General features: G+C 68.2%; 13 protein-coding genes. 4 read left to right on the top strand and 9 right to left on the bottom strand.

The features are described from left to right. The first annotated feature begins 353 nt into the window (after positions 1–353). Positions 354–1595 carry an MFS transporter gene (locus CFB89_RS06955; protein ID WP_089467258.1) on the top strand — a complete coding sequence of 414 codons (1242 nt, stop codon included), beginning with the start codon at positions 354–356 and terminating at the stop codon, positions 1593–1595. Between the two features lie 72 nt (positions 1596–1667). On the opposite strand, the gene CFB89_RS06950 is transcribed toward CFB89_RS06955, so the two are convergent. Beyond that, complete coding sequence (locus tag CFB89_RS06950; protein WP_089467257.1) at positions 1668–2465, bottom strand: 5'-methylthioadenosine/adenosylhomocysteine nucleosidase; 798 nt, start codon at positions 2463–2465, stop codon at positions 1668–1670. Next, a complete protein-coding gene (locus tag CFB89_RS06945; RefSeq protein WP_089467256.1) occupies positions 2462–4825 on the bottom strand; it encodes a UvrD-helicase domain-containing protein in 2364 nt (787 codons plus the stop codon). The genes CFB89_RS06950 and CFB89_RS06945 overlap by 4 nt, the downstream gene beginning before the upstream one ends. A 224-nt stretch (positions 4826–5049) precedes the next feature. On the opposite strand from CFB89_RS06945, the gene CFB89_RS06935 reads away from it, so the two are divergent. Next, the gene (locus tag CFB89_RS06935) at positions 5050–7917 is read left to right on the top strand and encodes a valine--tRNA ligase (RefSeq protein WP_089467255.1); all 2868 of its coding nucleotides are present in this window, start codon (positions 5050–5052) and stop codon (positions 7915–7917) included. An 87-nt stretch (positions 7918–8004) separates the two neighbouring features. Then, positions 8005–8889 (top strand): UTP--glucose-1-phosphate uridylyltransferase GalU, encoded by an 885-nt coding sequence (gene galU, locus CFB89_RS06930; protein WP_089467254.1) that lies wholly within the window; start codon positions 8005–8007, stop codon positions 8887–8889. Between the two features lie 52 nt (positions 8890–8941). On the opposite strand, the gene CFB89_RS06925 is transcribed toward galU, so the two are convergent. The 7 genes from CFB89_RS06925 to CFB89_RS06895 form a co-directional block, all read right to left on the bottom strand. Beyond that, a complete protein-coding gene (locus tag CFB89_RS06925) occupies positions 8942–9556 on the bottom strand; it encodes a DUF4136 domain-containing protein (protein ID WP_089467253.1) in 615 nt (204 codons plus the stop codon). Between the two features lie 37 nt (positions 9557–9593). Beyond that, on the bottom strand, positions 9594–11981 hold the full coding sequence (locus CFB89_RS06920; RefSeq protein WP_089467252.1) for a CHASE2 domain-containing protein: 2388 nt from the start codon (positions 11979–11981) through the stop codon (positions 9594–9596). 10 nt (positions 11982–11991) lie between these two features. Continuing rightward, positions 11992–13353 carry a FecR domain-containing protein gene (locus CFB89_RS06915; protein ID WP_089467251.1) on the bottom strand — a complete coding sequence of 454 codons (1362 nt, stop codon included), beginning with the start codon at positions 13351–13353 and terminating at the stop codon, positions 11992–11994. Then, a complete protein-coding gene (locus CFB89_RS06910) occupies positions 13350–14054 on the bottom strand; it encodes a response regulator transcription factor (RefSeq protein WP_006490421.1) in 705 nt (234 codons plus the stop codon). Before CFB89_RS06910 ends, CFB89_RS06915 begins: the two co-directional genes overlap by 4 nt. A gap of 266 nt (positions 14055–14320) precedes the next feature. Then, a complete protein-coding gene (locus CFB89_RS06905; protein ID WP_089467250.1) occupies positions 14321–14755 on the bottom strand; it encodes a peptidase in 435 nt (144 codons plus the stop codon). Between the two features lie 202 nt (positions 14756–14957). Continuing rightward, entirely contained in the window at positions 14958–15185 is a 228-nt protein-coding gene (locus CFB89_RS06900; RefSeq protein WP_006402122.1) for a sulfurtransferase TusA family protein, read from the bottom strand. Between the two features lie 117 nt (positions 15186–15302). Then, on the bottom strand, positions 15303–16238 hold the full coding sequence (locus CFB89_RS06895) for a LysR family transcriptional regulator (RefSeq protein ID WP_089467249.1): 936 nt from the start codon (positions 16236–16238) through the stop codon (positions 15303–15305). Between the two features lie 109 nt (positions 16239–16347). Here CFB89_RS06895 and CFB89_RS06890 point away from each other — a divergent pair, with 109 nt between their 5' ends. Further along, positions 16348–17868: a CoA-acylating methylmalonate-semialdehyde dehydrogenase gene (locus CFB89_RS06890; RefSeq protein WP_089467248.1), complete on the top strand. Its 1521-nt coding sequence runs from the start codon at positions 16348–16350 to the stop codon at positions 17866–17868. Positions 17869–17902: the final 34 nt, after the last annotated feature.

The raw sequence follows: 17902 nt of genomic DNA, 5'->3' as shown, positions 1-17902 counted from the left end.
CCGCGATGGCAGGCCATGCCGCGCGTCCGGCGCCCGCCCGGCGGGTAGCCGGTGCCAGGCGCGGCACGCGTGTTGTCATTGGGTCGTTCTACGGCCGCCACCGCCGTTTCTTGAGTCCGGAAAAACACGCACCGGGCCCCGGGCGCGGCCCCACTGAAAGGGCCGACGCGTCGCCAGCGTTATACCCGTCCAAAAAAGCACGCGGCCGATCCGTCCCACGAATGTCTGATTCGCGACAAAACTTGGCCGGACATTCTCGATGCGCCACATTACACTTCTTTGACGCATCAACGAATCAACCACGCGCCGATCCCCAACAGAGCGCGCCAGCCACCTCAACTCGTTCAGCTCACATGGAAACCAGCCTCGACTCCGGCGCCGGTGCCGGCGCAGCCGCCGCCCAGCCGTCCGCACCGCCCGTTGCCCGCACCGTCTACCCGGTGCTCGGCGCGATCAGCTTCTCGCACATGCTCAACGACATGATCCAGTCGTTGATCCTCGCGATCTACCCGATGCTCAAGAGCCAGTTCGCGCTGTCGTTCGCGCAGATCGGCCTGATCACGCTCACCTACCAGATCACCGCGTCGCTGCTGCAGCCGCTCATCGGCCTCTATACCGACAAGCGCCCGAAGCCGTATTCGCTGCCGGTCGGCATGGGCTTCACGCTCGCGGGGCTGCTGTTGATGTCGGCGGCGTCGAATTTCCCGATGTTGCTGGTGGCCGCGGCGCTCGTCGGCTGCGGCTCGTCGGTGTTCCATCCCGAATCGTCGCGGGTCGCGCGGATGGCCTCGGGCGGCCAGCACGGGCTCGCGCAGTCGGTGTTCCAGGTGGGCGGCAACGCAGGCTCCGCGCTGGGGCCGCTGCTCGCCGCGCTCGTGATCATTCCGCACGGCCAGCACAGCATCGCGTGGTTCTCGGCGGCCGCGCTCGTCGCGATGATCGTGCTCACGCAGATCGGCCACTGGTACAAGAAGCATCCGTCGATGAAGAAGAAGGCCGCACCGGCCGGCCACCCGACGCTGTCGCGCGGCCGCGTGATGGGCGCGATCGGCGTGCTGGTGCTGCTCGTGTTCTCGAAGTACTTCTACCTCGCGAGCATCAACAGCTATTTCACGTTCTACCTGATCGACAAGTTCCACCTGTCGGTGCAGGCCGCGCAGATCCATCTGTTCGTGTTCCTCGCGGCGGTGGCGGCCGGCACGCTGATCGGCGGGCCCGTCGGCGACCGGATCGGCCGCAAGTACGTGATCTGGGTGTCGATCCTCGGCGTCGCGCCGTTCACGATGCTGCTGCCGTACGCGAACCTGTTCTGGACGAGCGTGCTGACCGTGATCATCGGCGTGGTGCTGGCGTCGGCGTTCGCAGCGATCCTCGTCTATGCGACGGAGCTGATGCCCGGCAAGGTCGGGATGGTCGCGGGCCTGTTCTTCGGCTTCGCGTTCGGGCTGGGCGGCGTCGGCGCGGCCGTGCTCGGCCAGCTCGCTGACGCGACGAGCATCCCGTTCGTCTACAAGGTGTGCTCGTTCCTGCCGTTGATCGGCGTGCTGACGGTGTTCCTGCCGAATCTCGAAAGCAGCCGGCGCAAGAACGCGTGACGAACGACCGGCCGCGGTGTGCGCGCCGCGGCCGGTCGAGCGGTTTGATGGAAAAAGTACGAGACGGCGGCTTCAGGCCGCCGTCGTCGCATGCAGCGTCAGGAAGCGCTTGAGGATGCCCGACGAATAGCTGCTCGCGATCGCCGACAGGAAGTGCGAGAACGACTGCGTCGCGTGATCGTCGGCCGTATCGGAAATCGTGCGCACGAGCGCGAACGGCACGTCGTGTTCGGCGCACACCTGCGCGATCGCCGCGCCTTCCATCTCGACCGCGAGCGCGTCCGGCAGCGCGTTGCGCAGCGCGACGACTTCCTGCTCGCTCGACACGAAGCGGTCGCCGCTGATGACGAGCCCCGCGTGCAGCGCCGCGCCGGCAAGCCCGAAGCGCTCGGCGAACCGCGCGCCCTCTTCCTCGACGAACAGCGCGCACGCGGCCCGCAAGCGGGCCGTCAGCGCCGCGTCGGTCGAAAAACGCGTGATGCCGAGCAGCGGCACCTCGTAGCGCGGAAAGAGCGGCGATGCGTCGAGATCGTGCTGCAGCAGCGTATCGGCGACGACGACGTCGCCGATACGCACCGTGCGCGACACGCCGCCCGCGACACCGGTGAACACGACACCCGACACGCCGAACACGTGGATCAGCGCACTGACCGTCGCGGCGGCCGCGACCTTGCCGACCCGCGCGAGCGTGACGACGCAGGCCGCGCCGTGCACGGTGCCGACGTGATAATCGCGACGCCCGAGCGTGACCGTCTTCATCGCGCCGTCGGCGCGCATCGCGGCGATCAGGTCGCCGAGTTCCTCGGGCAGCGCGGCCAGAATGCCGAGCGGACGCGCGGCAGGCGTCACGACCAGGTCGATATCCATCATTCCACCGCCTGCAGTTTCGCGACCGCGAGCGCGAGCCATTTCTCGCCATGGCGCTTGAACTTCACCTGCGCCTTCGCATCGGTGCCGTTGCCTTCGAGCGCGGTGACCGTGCCTTCGCCGAACTTGGTGTGGAACACCTGCTGGCCGACCCGGAAGCCGGTGTCGGCCGCGCGCTGCTTGTCCGCGAACGCGGGCAGCGGCGCGGACACAGCCGCGTCGACGATCTGCTCGCGACTGCCGCCGCCCGGCCGCGCGAACCAGTCGCGCCCGTACCCGGCGTTGTCCGACCGCCCGCCCCAGCGCGACCCGGCCTCGACTTTCGGCGTGAGCCACTTCAGCACGTGCTCCGGCAGTTCGTCGAAGAAGCGCGAGCGCACGTTGTAGCGGGTCTGGCCATGCAGCATCCGGCTTTGCGCGAACGACAGGTAGAGCCGCTCCTTCGCGCGGGTGATCGCGACATACATCAGCCGGCGCTCTTCCTCGAGGCCGTCCGATTCGAGCACACTGTTCTCGTGCGGGAAGAGGCCCTCCTCGAGCCCCGTGATGAACACGGCCGAGAATTCGAGCCCCTTCGCCGCGTGCACGGTCATCAGTTGCACCGCGTCCTGGCCGGCCTGCGCCTGGTTGTCGCCGGCCTCCAGCGACGCGTGCGACAGGAAGCCGGCGAGCGGCGTCATCGTGTCGGGGTTCTGTGCCGGGTCGGCGGGCGAGGCCGGATCGAGCACGTCGACCGCCGGATCGTCGGTCGCGGCGCCGAGTTCGGGCGCCGCGATCGCGCCCGCGCGCAGCGGGATCGAGCGGGCCGGCGTATCGAGCCCGTAGCCTTCCTCGGCGATGAACGCGGTGGCCGCGTTCACGAGTTCCTGCAGGTTCTCGAGGCGATCCTGGCCTTCGCGCTCGCCCTGGTAGAAATCGGCGAGGCCGCTCGCGCGCACGACGTGCTCGACGGTGTCGGGCAGATTCATGTGCTGCGTGTCGGCGCGCATCTTCGCGATCAAATTCGCGAACCCGCCGAGGCTCGTGCCGGCCTTGCCGGTCACGTACGGAATCGCGGCGGCCATCGAGCAGCCGTACAGGCGTGCGGCGTCGGCCAGCTGCTCGACCGAGCGCGCGCCGATCCCGCGGGTCGGGAAATTCACGACGCGCGCGAATGCCGTGTCGTCGTTCGGGTTGTCGATCAGGCGCAGGTACGCGAGCGCATGCTTCACTTCCTGCCGCTCGAAAAAGCGCAGGCCGCCGTACACGCGGTACGGAATGCCCGATGACATCAGCGTGTGCTCGATCGAGCGCGACTGCGCGTTGCTGCGGTACAGGACGGCCACTTCGCTGCGCGCCATGCCGGTATTGATCAGCGAGCGGATCTCCTCGACGATCCAGCCGGCTTCCTGCGAATCGGTGCTGGCTTCGTACACGCGCACCGGCTCGCCGTGGCCGGCGTCGGTGCGCAGGTTCTTGCCGAGGCGGTGCGCGTTGTTCGAGATCAGCTGGTTCGCCGCGTCGAGGATGTTGCCGTGCGAACGATAGTTCTGCTCGAGCTTGATCAGGTTGCGCACGCGGAATTCGTCCTCGAAGTCGCGCATGTTGCCGACGTTCGCGCCGCGAAACGCGTAGATCGACTGGTCGTCGTCGCCGACCGCGAAGATCGCGTTCTCGCCGCCCGCGAGCATCTTGAGCCACGCGTACTGCAGCTTGTTGGTGTCCTGGAACTCGTCGACGAGGATGTGCCGGAAGCGCGCCTGGTAGTGCGCGCGCAGCGGCGCGTTGTACGCGAGCAATTCGTAGCAGCGCAGCAGCAGCTCGGGGAAATCGACGACGCCCTCACGCTGGCACTGCTGGTCGTACGCCTGGTACAGCTCGACGAACTTGCGGTTGAAGTTGTCGGTCGCGTCGACCTTGTCCGGGCGCAGCCCTTGCTCCTTCGCGTTGTTGATGAAGTACTGGACGTTCTTCGGCGGGTATTTTTCGTCGTCGACGTTCGCCGCCTTCATCAGCCGCTTGATCGCGGACAGCTGGTCGGCCGTATCGAGGATCTGGAAAGTCTGCGGCAGGCCCGCGTCGCGCCAGTGCGTGCGCAGCATCCGGTTGCACAGGCCGTGGAACGTGCCGATCCACATCCCGCGGGTATCGATCGGCATCATCGCCGACAGGCGCGCCATCATCTCGCGCGCGGCCTTGTTCGTGAAGGTGACGGCGAGCACGGTGGGGGGCGACGCATAGCCCTGCTGGATCAGCCACGCGATGCGCGTGATCAGCACGCGGGTCTTGCCGCTGCCCGCCCCTGCGAGGATCAGCGCCGGTTCGTTCGGCAACGTGACGGCGGCGAGTTGTTCGGGGTTCAGATTGGCGAGCAGATCGGGCATGGAGCGGCAGCTGACGGGCGAGAAAAATGCGGACCCGACATTATAAGTCGGCCGCGCGATGCCGTTCCCGATCCGTTCGGCCACCCGTCGCACGCGCGTGGCGGGCACGTTGCGGCCGCGCGCCGACAGGCCCGCACCGGCAAGGCGATGGCTGGCCGATGGGCATCCATTTATAATTGTCGGATTCGGCATCCAATTCACGCATTTTTCGGCAGATTTCCAACATGAGCGACAACACGCTTGCGAAGAGCTTCGAGCCCCATACCATCGAGTCCCAATGGGGGCCGGAGTGGGAAAAACGCGGCTATGCCGCCCCGGCATTCGATCCGGCCCGCCCCGATTTCGCGATCCAGTTGCCGCCGCCGAACGTGACGGGCACGCTGCACATGGGCCACGCGTTCAACCAGACGATCATGGACGGCCTCGCCCGCTATCACCGGATGCTCGGCGAGAACACGCTGTGGGTGCCCGGCACCGACCACGCGGGGATCGCGACCCAGATCGTCGTCGAGCGCCAGCTCGACGCGCAGGGCGTGTCGCGCCACGACCTCGGCCGCGAGAAGTTCGTCGAGCGCGTGTGGGAATGGAAGCAGAAATCCGGTTCGACGATCACGGACCAGGTGCGCCGCCTCGGCGCATCGACCGACTGGTCGCGCGAATACTTCACGATGGACGACAAGATGTCGGCCGCCGTGCGCGACGTGTTCGTCACGCTGTATGAACAGGGCCTGATCTACCGCGGCAAGCGTCTGGTCAACTGGGATCCGGTGCTGCTCACCGCCGTGTCGGACCTGGAAGTCGTCAGCGAAGAGGAAAACGGCCATCTGTGGCACATCCGCTACCCGCTCGTCGACGGCTCGGGCTCGCTGACGGTCGCCACCACGCGTCCCGAAACGATGCTCGGCGACGTCGCGCTGATGGTCCATCCGGAAGACGAACGCTACGCGCACCTGATCGGCAAGCGGGTGACGCTGCCGCTGACGGGCCGCGAGATTCCGGTGATCGCCGACGACTACGTCGACCGCGAGTTCGGCACGGGCGTCGTGAAGGTCACGCCCGCGCACGACTTCAACGACTACCAGGTCGGCCTGCGCCACAAGCTCGCGCCGATCGAGATCCTGACGCTCGACGCGAAGATCAACGACAACGGCCCCGAGCAGTATCGCGGCCTCGACCGCTTCGACGCGCGCAAGGCGATCGTCGCCGACCTCGACGCGCAAGGCTTCCTCGACTCGGTGAAACCGCACAAGCTGATGGTGCCGCGCGGCGACCGCACGGGCGTCGTGATCGAGCCGCTGCTGACCGACCAGTGGTTCGTCGCAATGACGAAGCCGGCGCCGGAAGGCACGTTCCATCCGGGCAAGTCGATTACCGAGGTATCGCTCGACGTCGTGCGCGACGGCCAGATCAAGTTCGTCCCGGAAAACTGGACGACCACCTACTACCAGTGGCTCGAGAACATCCAGGACTGGTGCATCTCGCGCCAGCTGTGGTGGGGCCACCAGATTCCCGCGTGGTACGGCGAGAACGGCGAGGTGTTCGTCGCGCGCAACGAGGAAGACGCGCGCGCGCAGGCCGCGGCCAAGGGTTACACGGGCGCGCTCAAGCGCGACGAAGACGTGCTCGACACGTGGTTCTCGTCGGCGCTCGTGCCGTTCTCGTCGCTCGGCTGGCCGAACGAAACGCCCGAACTGAAGCACTTCCTGCCGTCGTCGGTGCTCGTCACCGGCTTCGACATCATCTTCTTCTGGGTCGCCCGGATGGTGATGATGACCACGCACTTCACCGGCAAGGTGCCGTTCCAGACCGTCTACATGCACGGCCTCGTGCGCGACGCGGAAGGCCAGAAGATGTCGAAGAGCAAGGGCAACACGCTCGACCCGATCGACATCGTCGACGGCATCGACCTCGAGGCGCTGGTCGCGAAGCGCACGACGGGCCTGATGAACCCGAAGCAGGCCGCGACGATCGAGAAGAAGACGCGCAAGGAATTCCCGGACGGCATCCCCGCGTTCGGCACCGACGCGCTGCGCTTCACGATGGCGTCGATGGCGACGCTCGGCCGCAACGTGAACTTCGACCTCGCGCGCTGCGAAGGCTACCGCAACTTCTGCAACAAGCTGTGGAACGCGACGCGCTTCGTGCTGATGAACTGCGAAGGGCATGACTGCGGCGCCGACAAGCCGGAAGTGTGCGACGCGGGCGACTGCGGCCCCGGCGGCTACCTCGATTTCTCGGCGGCCGACCGCTGGATCGTGTCGCTCTTGCAGCGCACCGAAGCCGACATCGCGAAGGGTTTCGCCGATTACCGCTTCGACAACATCGCGAGCAGCATCTACAAGTTCGTGTGGGACGAGTACTGCGACTGGTATCTCGAACTCGCGAAGGTGCAGATCCAGAACGGCACGCCGGAACAGCAGCGCGCGACGCGCCGCACGCTGCTGCGCGTGCTGGAAACGGTGCTGCGCCTCGCGCACCCGGTCATCCCGTTCATCACCGAAGCGCTCTGGCAGAAGGTCGCGCCGCTCGCCGGCCGCTATCCGCAGGGCAACGCCGAGGGCGAAGCGTCGCTGATGACGCAGGCGTATCCGGTCGCGAACCTGCAGAAGCTCGACGAGGCGTCCGAACAGTGGGTGGCCGACCTGAAGGCGATCGTCGACGCGTGCCGCAACCTGCGCGGCGAGATGAACCTGTCGCCGGCCACCAAGGTGCCGCTGCTGGCGGCCGGCGACGCCGAGCGCCTGCGCTCGTTCGCGCCGTACGTCCAGGCGCTCGCGCGCCTGTCGGAAGTGCAGATCCTCGCGGACGAGGCGGCGCTGGACAAGGAGGCACACGGCGCGCCGATCGCGATCGTCGGCCCGAACAAGCTGGTGCTGAAGGTGGAAATCGACGTGGCGGCCGAACGCGAGCGCCTGTCGAAGGAAATCGCCCGCCTGACGGGCGAGATCGCGAAGTGCAACGCGAAGCTCGGCAACGAGGCATTCGTCGCGAAAGCGCCGCCGGCCGTGGTCGAGCAGGAGCAGAAACGCGTCGCGGAATTCCAGGGCACGCTCGACAAACTGCGCGCGCAGCTCGATCGGTTGCCTGCGTAACAAACGGTAAGGTCGTTTGCGTTCACTATAATCGGAACGTGAACATAGTCCGTCTGACAAGTCGATTACAGGAATAAAGGTTCGATCATGTTGAAAGTCACCAAGGCGGTATTCCCCGTGGCCGGCCTCGGCACGCGGTTCCTGCCGGCAACGAAGGCGAGCCCGAAGGAAATGCTGCCCGTCGTCGACAAGCCGCTGATCCAGTACGCGGTCGAGGAAGCGATCGCCGCGGGCATCACCGAAATGATCTTCGTGACCGGGCGCAGCAAGCGCGCGATCGAGGACCACTTCGACAAGTCGTACGAGGTCGAGGCCGAACTCGAGGCACGCGGCAAGGAAAAGCTGCTCGAACTCGTGCGCAGCATCAAGCCGAGCCATGTCGACTGCTTCTACGTGCGCCAGCCGGAAGCGCTCGGCCTCGGCCACGCGGTGCTATGCGCGGAAAAGCTGGTCGCCGACAACCCGTTCGCGGTGATCCTCGCGGACGACCTGCTCGACGGCAACCCGCCGGTGATGAAGCAGATGGTCGACGTGTTCGACCACTATCACAGCTCGGTGATCGGCGTCGAAGAAATCCCGCCGTCGGAGACGAAGTCGTACGGGATTGTCGACGGCAAGGAATGGGAAGAGTCGATCGTCAAGATGTCGGCGATCGTCGAGAAGCCGGCGCCGGAAGTCGCACCGTCGAACCTCGGCGTGGTCGGCCGCTACATCCTGAAGCCGCGGATCTTCGAGCATCTGCGCGCGCTGAAACCGGGCGCGGGCGGCGAACTGCAGCTCACCGACGCGATCCAGGCGCTGCTCGCCGACGAACAGGTGCTGGCCTACAAGTATCAGGGCACGCGCTACGACTGCGGCAGCAAGCTCGGCTACCTGAAGGCGACGGTCGAATTCGCGCTGCGCCACCCGGAAGTCGGTGCGGAGTTCGAAACGTACCTGCGCACGCGCGACGGCGGACAAACCACCGTCTGAACGCGGCAAGGGCCCGCCCCGGCGGGCCCGCCCTCACCTCGCGGCCACCGCTTCAGCGCGCGTCGGCCGGCTTCACCGAGACGACGCCCGGCATGCCGCCCGCGTCGTCTTTTTTCGTCTTGACGAGCCAGCCGCTGCCGTCGCCGAACGGCACCTTCGCCAGCGCGCTCTTCACGAGCGCCGGCGCGGCCTGCTGCGTGCCCGGATCGCGGTCGCGCAGCGATGCGGACACGCGATAGACGTCGGCGCCCGATTTCGCATCGACGAAGCGCAGCGTCAGCACGTGGCGGTACACGCGGCCCATGAACGGCAGCGCGAGCGGCGCGGGCCCGTCGACCGTCACGCATGCGCTGCTCGCCGCGCCGCACTGCTCGGCGCTCGCCGCGACCGCCGCCGGCTGCGTCGCATACGCGATCGACAAGCGGTAGCGCGCGTCCTTGAGCGGCTGCGCATCGAAGCCGCGGCGCGCGAGTTCGTCGCGCACGAGCGTCTCGATCCGCCGGTACTCGGCGTCGCCCGCCTGCGCGGCCGTCCGCACGAAATCGTAGCCGTGCGCCCCCGATGCAAATGCATTCGGCTGCCCGACCGCACTCACGCCGCTCGTCACGCCGGCGCAACCCGTCAACAGCGACGCCGCCAGCGCGGTCGCCGCCCATTGCTTTCTCATGGCTTTCCCCAAATACCTGCCGTCGTGCCCGGCCCTGTCAGGCGGACGGCTCGTCGATCGCGGGCAGCGACACCGTCACCGCGGTGCCGACACCCACTTCGCTGTCGACCGACACGCTGCCCCCATGGCGCGTGACGACCGTCTTCACGAACGCCATGCCGAGCCCGGAACCCGGGATGTCGGGCCGCTCGCCGGCATGGAATCGCTTGAAACGCTCGAACAGATGCCGCTGATCTTCCGGCGCAATGCCGTACCCCTGATCGCGAATCGTACAGAACATCCGCTTCGATGCGTGCTCGACCGTCAGCGTACACGTGATCACCGTGTCGGACGGACTGTATTTGACCGCGTTGTTCAGCAGGTTCACGAAGGCACGCGTGATCAGCGAGCGGTCCGCGCGCACCCAGCACATGTCGCCGCCCACGTCGGTCTCGACGCGGATGTGCTTCGCCTGCGCCTGCGGCCACACCTCGTCGCTCGCATCGATCAGCACGTCGACGAGGCTCGTCGCCTCGAGCTGGTACGCCTGCGACTCGGCGCGCGCCAGTTGCACGAACTCGTCGGCGAGCGACAGCGCGCGGTGCGCATAGCGCTCGATCCGCGCGAGCAGCCCGCGCATCGCGTCGCTCTCGACGCGGTCGCGCTCGATCTCGACCAGCGCGAGAATCGACGACTGCGGCGAACGCATGTCGTGCGACAGCAGGTGCAGCGCTTCCTCGCGCTGCCGCTCGGCCGCGTGCAGTTCGGTCACGTCGACGAGGCCGGCGATCCAGCCGGTCACGCGGCCCTGCGCGTTCGTGCACGCCGCGTAGCGTAGCAGGTGGTCGAGCCCGTCGCGATCGCGCACCTCGATGCCGCGCGCCATCGCGTCGTGCTCGGCCCCGAGCGTCGGGTCGAGCGCGGCCGGCCAGTGCTCGCGGATCGTCACGTCGTGCTCGGCGTTGCCGTCGACGGTCTTCATGAACGTCAATTCGCCGAGCGCGGTGCGCAGCGGCCGCCCTTCCGGCAGCGGCAGCGCGAGCCGCGAGCCGTAGCGTTTCGCCGCGTGGTTCGCGATCAGCACGGTGCCGTCGAGGTCGGTCACGAAGATCGGCTCGGGCATGCTGTCGAGGCTGTCCCACACGAAGCGCTTCATGTCCTGCACGCGCTGCGCGGCCTGCGCCATCAGCGCCATCTGCCGCTCCAGCACGTCGCCGCCGACGCTGCGCGTGCGCGGCGCCTCGGGCAGCAGGTGCGGCTCGTCCGCGAGCTTCTGCAGCTCGCGGCGCAGGTACGACATCGTCATTTCCAGCCGCCGCCAGTTCCAGATCGGATAGACGGCGATCAGCCCGAAGATCGCGGGCGCCGGCGTCAGCCAGATGCGCGCCTCGAACAGCAGCGCCAGGCTCCCGACGACGGAGAGCGCGGCGAGGCTCAGCGTCAGCAGCAGCGCGCGCCACGGCGACAGCATCAGGAAACCGCCCAGCAACACGGCGAGCGGCAGCAGCGACGCGACGAACAGCCCCAGCGGCGACGCGGGCGAGATCGCGCTGCCGGTCGCCAGCATGTCGAGCACGTTCGCATGGATGTACACGCCGGCGAGCGGGCCGAACTCGCCGGACACCGGCGTCGCGAAGCGATCGTACAGCCCGGACGCCGTCACGCCGACGACGACGACCTTGCCGCGCAGTGCGTCGGGCTTCACGCGCCCTTCGAGCACGTCGTCGAACGACAGCGTCGGATACGCGGGCGTGTTGCGGCTGAACGGGATCAGATAGCGGCCCTCGCCCGCCGCATCGCGCGACAAGTCGTGCGCGTTCGCGCCGGGCACGCCGCCGACCGGGTGCAGTCGGCCGGCCTGGATCGCGCGATAGACGGGCACCATCAATTGCGGCCAGCGCACGCGGCCGTCGCTTTCGAACAGCGCGACGCTGCGCACGATGCCGTCGCGATCGACTTCGAGATTGATATGGCCGAGCCCCGTCGCCTGCGCCGCGAGCGCTGCGACCGGCGGATCGACGGATCGCGTGCCGTCCGCCTGCTCGGGGCTCAGCAGCACCGGCAGGAAGGTCGGCACGCGACTCATCGCGTCCGCGAACGCGCGATCCTCCGGCGACGGTTCGGTAAACAGCACGTCGTAGACGACGGCGGCCGGCTGCGCGCGCGCGAGCGTGTCGAGCAGCCGTGCGTGCACGTCGCGCGGCCACGGCCAGCGGCCGAGCGCGGATACGCTCTGGTTGTCGATGTCGACGACCACCACGTCGGGTGACAGCGGCAGGCTGCGCAGCATCAGCAGCCGGTCGTAGATCAACCCGTCGACGCTCGACGACAGACGGCCGAGCGCGCACGCGAGGATCACCGCGACCCCGAGGCAGCCGATCGCGATCCATTCGATCAGGAAGCGGCGGCCGAGGTGCCGCCGTGTGGAAACGGAATCGGGTTTCATGCGCCGCGGGTCAGCGCGACAACGTGAACGCGTTGACCGGACTGGTCTTCTCGTAGAACTTGCCGCCTTCGAATTCCTCGACGGTCACGGCCCAGAAATAGTCGCCCGGCGGCAGGTGCGCGACGGTGATCTGGCGCGCGTGCAGGCCGACCTGGTCGACGACCGGCGCGCTCAGGTCCTTCGAACGCGACAGCACGAACCGGTAACGCGCGTTCTGGCCCGCCCCGTTCGGCGCCCAGCGGAACTCGTAACCGCCCGCGCCCTGCGACGCGCTCGCGTCGAGCCCCATCACGCGGCGCTCGAACGCATAGGTGCGCGGCAGCCCCTCGAGGCCGTTCGCATCGATCGCGGCGATCCGCACGAAGTAGTTGCCGTTCGGCACGTCGCGGAATACCGCGCGCGGCGAATCGGTACGCGTTTCGCGGAACAGGTCGAGCAGCCCCGCGTCGTGCGCGAGTTGCACGCGATACGCTTGCGCGTGCGCGAGCGGCGCGACGTCGAATGCGACGTCGGGCTCGTCCTGCACCTTGTCCGGATGCGCGAGCGCGGGGGCGCCCAGCAGCTCGACCGGCGCGCCGACCGCGCCCGACGACGTCGCGACGCTGCCGAAGTTCGCATGCACGAGCGTCGCGCCGGCCGGCTGCCGGCCGCCCGCGACGCCGACGGTGCCGTCGAGCACTTCGACGCGCGTCGCCGCCGTGCCGGCCGCGTCGTAGTTCACGCGAAAGCGCGTGCCGCGCACGCCGGCCACGACCGACGGCGAGCGGATCTGAAAGCGGTCGTCGCGTTTCTTCAGGTGGGTGACTTCGCTTTCGACCGAACCGCGCGTGAGTTCGAACTCGCGATCGAGCGTGCCGGTCAGCACCGTGCGGCGCAACGACTTCAGGTCGAGCTGGCTGTCGGGCGGCAGGCTCATGTGCGTGCCGTCGGCCAGCTCGATCGTCACGAAGCCGTTCGGGCCCGTGCGCACGCGGTCGCCTTCGGCGAGCGTCGCATCGTTCGCGAGCGGCGCGAACGCGGCGCCGGACGCGCGCTCGGCCGTGCCCTGCACCGCGACCACGCGCGCGGTGAGCTTTTCCTTGCGCAGCCGCGCGACCGGCAGCTTCAGCGCGATGCCGGGCTGCAGGTGCTTCGGCGCCGGCACGCCGTTGATCTGCTGGAGCAGTTGCCAGTCGTCCGCGCCCTGCAGGTAGCGCGCGGCGACGTCGTACAGCGTGTCGCCCGCCTGCGTGCGATACACGACCGTCTTGCCCGCGGCGGCGGGCGGCTGCGCCGCGGCCTGCTGCGCGGCGAACGCGAACGCGACCGCACAGGCCGCGCGCAACACCGCCGTGCACAAGCCCGCCGTGCGCCGCGTGATGCGCGCGGTCACTCCGGTTCCCCCTGACCGACCCGTTCGAGCCGGTAGCCGTATCCGTAGATCGGCGCGAGACGGTAGCCGTTTTCGGGCCGCAGGCCGAGCTTGGTGCGCAGCATCGAGATGTGCGTATCCATCGTGCGCGACGGAATGTCGGTCGCCTGCTTCCACACGAGGTCGAGAATGTGCGCGCGCGACAGCGGGCGGTCGAGATGCTGGAACAGCAGTAGCGCGAGCTCGAATTCCTTTTGCGTGAGGCTCACGGCCTTGTCGCCGACGTACGCCTGCTTCAGGTTCACGTCGAAACGGAACTGATCGAATTCGCGGACCGTGGCCTCGGCATTGACCGGATACGCGCGGCGCAGCAGTGAACCGATACGTGCGCGCAGGATCGGGCCCGACACGGGCTTGACCACGTAATCGTCGGCGCCGGCGTTGAGGATCTGCGTGATCCCGGCCTCGTCGTCGCGGCTCGTCATGAAGATGATCGGCAGGCTGTGCTCGGTCTGGTTCGCCCGCACCCACTTGAGCACTTCCTCGCCGGACATGTCGGGCACGTTCCAGTCGAGCACCAGCAGGTCGAACGTCTCGCGCTGCAGGCGCTTCTTCAGGGCCTTGCCTTCCTTGAACGCGTAGCACGTATGGCCCACGGCCGTCAGCGTTTGACTGACGAAATCCGTCTGGGCCGGATCGTCATCCAGTACAGCAATTCTCATAGCACCCCGCAAATCGAAGTCGATTCGTCCATTCGGCTCCCCGCCTGCCTCGGCCGCGCAACCTGCGCGCGGCGGCCGGATACCGGCCGGCGAGCCATCGTTCGCCGCTCGCGCTAACCTGCGCAAGCCGGCGACCCGGCTAAATATCTCAAAAACGGGGCACGGACGAACCGGCGATTTCATCATAGTAGTATGAAATTCGCCAAGAAATTGCGCGGACTATCGCCCTTTCTTCGAATAATCCTTTCTCTTGCGCAATCGGACGCCTATTCGGCGCCCGCGATGCCGGCCACCGGCTCGGCGAAATCATCCGTCGGCATGCGTGGCGACGGCCGCTGCGGCAGCGGCGGTTGCGCCAGCATCCGCTGCAGCTGGTCGCGCACGCGCTCCCACGCGCCGCCCGCGTAGTCGGGCTGGCCCGCCGCCCATGCCTGCGCCAGATCGAACACGCGTTCGATCGTCGCACCGCAGTAGGTCAGGCCCGAGCCGTCGTCCCGCGCGGCGTCGCGCAGCCGTTCGTCCAGCCATTCGGCCAGCCACGGCATCTCGGCCGCGGCCGAATCCGCATAGGCCTCCAGCGCGGCACGCGCGTGGCGGTCCCGCTGCGGATCGAGCTCGATCCGGCTCAATTCCGAGGTGCGCACGGGCGCAATGCTTGCCGCTCCGGACGGACTTCGAAGGGTCCCTGGTCTGAAGGACATGTCCTCTCCCCGTTGTACGACGGTAGCGTCAGGCATGCCCCCCGAGCCCGCCGTGCGACGTACCGTGGCCGGCGCCTCCGCTGGGAGCGGACGACCGGCCGGGTCAGTATACGCAGCCGGTCACGCAACGAGGTTTAAGAATTGTCAGAAAAGTGTGGCCGGCCAGCGGTGCCGGGCGCGGCGGGACACGTGATGCGCGCCTTCAGCGGCGGCGCATCAGGAACACGAAGGTCTTGTCCTGGGTCGTCGATTCGACGATCTCGTTGCCCGTCTGCTTCGCGAACGCGGCGAAATCGCGCTGCGAGCCCGGATCGGTCGCGAGCACCTTGAGGATCTGCCCGCTTTCCATATCGGCAAGCGCTTTCTTGGCACGCAGGATCGGCAACGGGCAATTGAGCCCGCGCGCGTCCACTTCCTTGTGAATCTGCATCGGTTGTCGACCTTCGAATGACGCGCCACACGTGGCGCGGGAGGAAGCCGCGATTTTACCGCAGCGCCGCCGCGCCTGCCCGGGCCGCCGACGGCCGGGCGCCCGCGGGCACCCGGCTCACGCGCCGGAGAAGCCGCCCGCGAGCCGCTCGCGCAGGTGCCGCACGAGCGCGCGCACCGCACTCGGCACGACCGGGCTGTACGGGCGGATCGCGAAAATGTGGTCGCCGAACGCGCCCGACGGACGCCAGCCGTCGAGCAACGCGACGAGCCGGCCGGCGTCGAGATCGCGCCGCGCGCTGAAATCGGGCAGCAGCGCGATGCCGAGCCCGCCGAGCGCGGCCTCCCGCATCGCTTCGCTGTTGTTCGCCGCGAAACTGCCGCGCACCGGCACGCTCACGCGCTCGCGCCGGCGGCCGTCCGGCTCGAAGCTCCACGCGGCCGGCTCGTTGTCGCGCAGGTAGCACAGGCAGCTGTGATCGACGAGCTCGCTGGGGTGGCGCGGCGCGCCGCGCGCATCGAGATAGTCGCGGCTCGCGACCAGCAGCGAACGCGTGTCGCACAGCTTCCACGCGACGTGGGTCTGCGGCGCGGTGGTCGTATGGCGGATCGCGAGATCGAAGCCCTCCTGCGTCAGCGAATGCAGGCGGTCCGACAGGTCGAGCTCGATCTGGACACCCGGATGCTGGCGCAAGAACTCGGGCAGGTGCGGCACGACCTGCTGGCGCCCGAGCGCGACCGGCACCGTGACACGCAGCAGCCCGCGCGGCTCGCCGGCGAGATCCTTCACCCGCGCGAAATGCTGGCCGATCGACTCGAACGCGTCGCGCGTGCTGTCGACGAGCGTCTGGCCCGCGTCGGTGAGCCGCACGCTGCGCGTGGTGCGGCGCACGAGCGGCACGCCGGCCGCCTTTTCGAGATCGGCGATGCGCTGGCTCATCGCGGCCTTGCTGATGCCGAGCCGCTGCGCGGCAGCCGTGAAACTGCCGGCCGCGGCCAGCACCGTCAGCGAATGGATATGCGGCCAGAGCGCCTGGACATTTTGCTGATTCATCCAGTAATTATTCAGAATTCTGAACAGTGAATCAAGCTGCGCGGCCTTCTCCCGCCCCGCCGCTTTGCCTAGACTAGGCCCGGTTCACCCCCCATCCCAGGAGACACGCATGACCACGGTTCCCGCGTATACGTCCGACGCCGACGTCGGCCACTACATCGACGGCGCGCCCGTCGCCGGCCGCAGCGGCCGCTTCCAGGATGTCCTGAATCCGTCGCTCGGCCGCGCGGTGCGCCGCGTCGCGCTCGCCGGCAGCGACGAAGTCGAGCGGGCCGTCGCGTCCGCCCACGCCGCGTTCCCGGACTGGGCCGCGACACCGCCGATCCGCCGCGCGCGCGTGCTGCACCGCTTCCTGCAACTGATGAACGAGCACCGCGACACGCTCGCGGCAATCATCACGGCCGAGCACGGCAAGGTGTTCTCCGACGCGCAGGGCGAAGTCGCGCGCGGCATCGACATCGTCGAATTCGCATGCGGCGTGCCGCAACTGCTGAAGGGCGACTTCACCGACCAGGTCAGCACCGGCATCGACAACTGGACGATGCGCCAGCCGCTCGGCGTCGTCGCGGGCATCACGCCGTTCAACTTCCCGTGCATGGTGCCGTGCTGGATGTTCCCGGTCGCGCTCGCGACGGGCAACACGTTCGTGCTAAAGCCGAGCGAGCGCGACCCGTCGGCCGCGCTGTTCATCGCCGACCTGCTCGCGCAGGCAGGGCTGCCGGCCGGCGTGTTCAACGTCGTGCAGGGCGACAAGGGCGCGGTCGATGCGCTGCTCGACCACCCGGACGTGCAGGCCGTCAGCTTCGTCGGCTCGACGCCGATCGCGGCCTACGTGCAGCAGCGCGCGGTGCAGTCGGGCAAGCGCGTGCAGGCGCTCGGCGGCGCGAAGAACCACCTCGTCGTAATGCCCGACGCGAACGTCGAGCAAGCGGTCGACGCGCTGATCGGCGCCGCGTACGGCTCGGCCGGCGAGCGCTGCATGGCGATCAGCATCGCGGTGCTGGTCGGCGACGTGGCCGACCAGATCGTGCCGGCCGTGGCCGAGCGCGCGCGCAAGCTGGTGATCGGCGACGGGATGTCGCCGGAAGTCGAGATGGGACCGATCGTCACCGGCGAAGCGCTCAAGCGCATCGAAGGCTATATCGAGCAAGGCGTGAACGAGGGCGCGCAACTGGTGGTGGACGGGCGCGGGCTGCGCGTGCCGGGCCGCGAGGCCGGCTTCTTCACCGGCGGCACGCTGTTCGATCACGTGCGCCCCGACATGCGGATCTACAAGGAAGAAATCTTCGGGCCGGTGCTCGGCTGCGTGCGCGTGAAGGACTTCGGCGAAGCGGTCGACCTGATCAACGCGCACGAATTCGGCAACGGCGTGTCGTGCTTCACGAGCGACGGCGGCATCGCGCGCGAATTCGCGCGGCGCATCCAGGTCGGGATGGTCGGCATCAACGTGCCGATCCCGGTGCCGATGGCGTGGCACGGCTTCGGCGGCTGGAAGAAGAGCCTGTTCGGCGACATGCACGCGTACGGCGAAGAAGGCGTGCGCTTCTACACGCGTCAGAAGTCGGTGATGCAGCGCTGGTCGTCGAGCATCGGCAAGGGCGCCGAATTCGCGATGCCGACCGCGAAGTAAGCCGGCCGGTGCGCCATCCGCCGATCCGTTCGGC

This window comes from Burkholderia sp. AU16741 (genome assembly GCF_002223345.1).
In the GTDB taxonomy this organism is placed as follows: domain Bacteria; phylum Pseudomonadota; class Gammaproteobacteria; order Burkholderiales; family Burkholderiaceae; genus Burkholderia; species Burkholderia sola.
Note: the sequence above shows the minus strand (reverse complement) of the source record. Positions and strands in the feature narration are given on the sequence as shown.

Bases quoted from the DNA above. Each gene is read 5' to 3' on its own strand.
- CFB89_RS06955 (WP_089467258.1), top strand. From the start codon at position 354: ATGGAAACCAGCCTCGACTCCGGCGCCGGTGCCGGCGCAGCCGCCGCC.
- CFB89_RS06950 (WP_089467257.1), bottom strand. From the start codon at position 2,465: ATGATGGATATCGACCTGGTCGTGACGCCTGCCGCGCGTCCGCTCGGC.
- CFB89_RS06945 (WP_089467256.1), bottom strand. From the start codon at position 4,825: ATGCCCGATCTGCTCGCCAATCTGAACCCCGAACAACTCGCCGCCGTC.
- CFB89_RS06935 (WP_089467255.1), top strand. From the start codon at position 5,050: ATGAGCGACAACACGCTTGCGAAGAGCTTCGAGCCCCATACCATCGAG.
- galU (WP_089467254.1), top strand. From the start codon at position 8,005: ATGTTGAAAGTCACCAAGGCGGTATTCCCCGTGGCCGGCCTCGGCACG.
- CFB89_RS06925 (WP_089467253.1), bottom strand. From the start codon at position 9,556: ATGAGAAAGCAATGGGCGGCGACCGCGCTGGCGGCGTCGCTGTTGACG.
- CFB89_RS06920 (WP_089467252.1), bottom strand. From the start codon at position 11,981: ATGAAACCCGATTCCGTTTCCACACGGCGGCACCTCGGCCGCCGCTTC.
- CFB89_RS06910 (WP_006490421.1), bottom strand. From the start codon at position 14,054: ATGAGAATTGCTGTACTGGATGACGATCCGGCCCAGACGGATTTCGTC.
- CFB89_RS06905 (WP_089467250.1), bottom strand. From the start codon at position 14,755: ATGTCCTTCAGACCAGGGACCCTTCGAAGTCCGTCCGGAGCGGCAAGC.
- CFB89_RS06900 (WP_006402122.1), bottom strand. From the start codon at position 15,185: ATGCAGATTCACAAGGAAGTGGACGCGCGCGGGCTCAATTGCCCGTTG.
- CFB89_RS06895 (WP_089467249.1), bottom strand. From the start codon at position 16,238: ATGAATCAGCAAAATGTCCAGGCGCTCTGGCCGCATATCCATTCGCTG.
- CFB89_RS06890 (WP_089467248.1), top strand. From the start codon at position 16,348: ATGACCACGGTTCCCGCGTATACGTCCGACGCCGACGTCGGCCACTAC.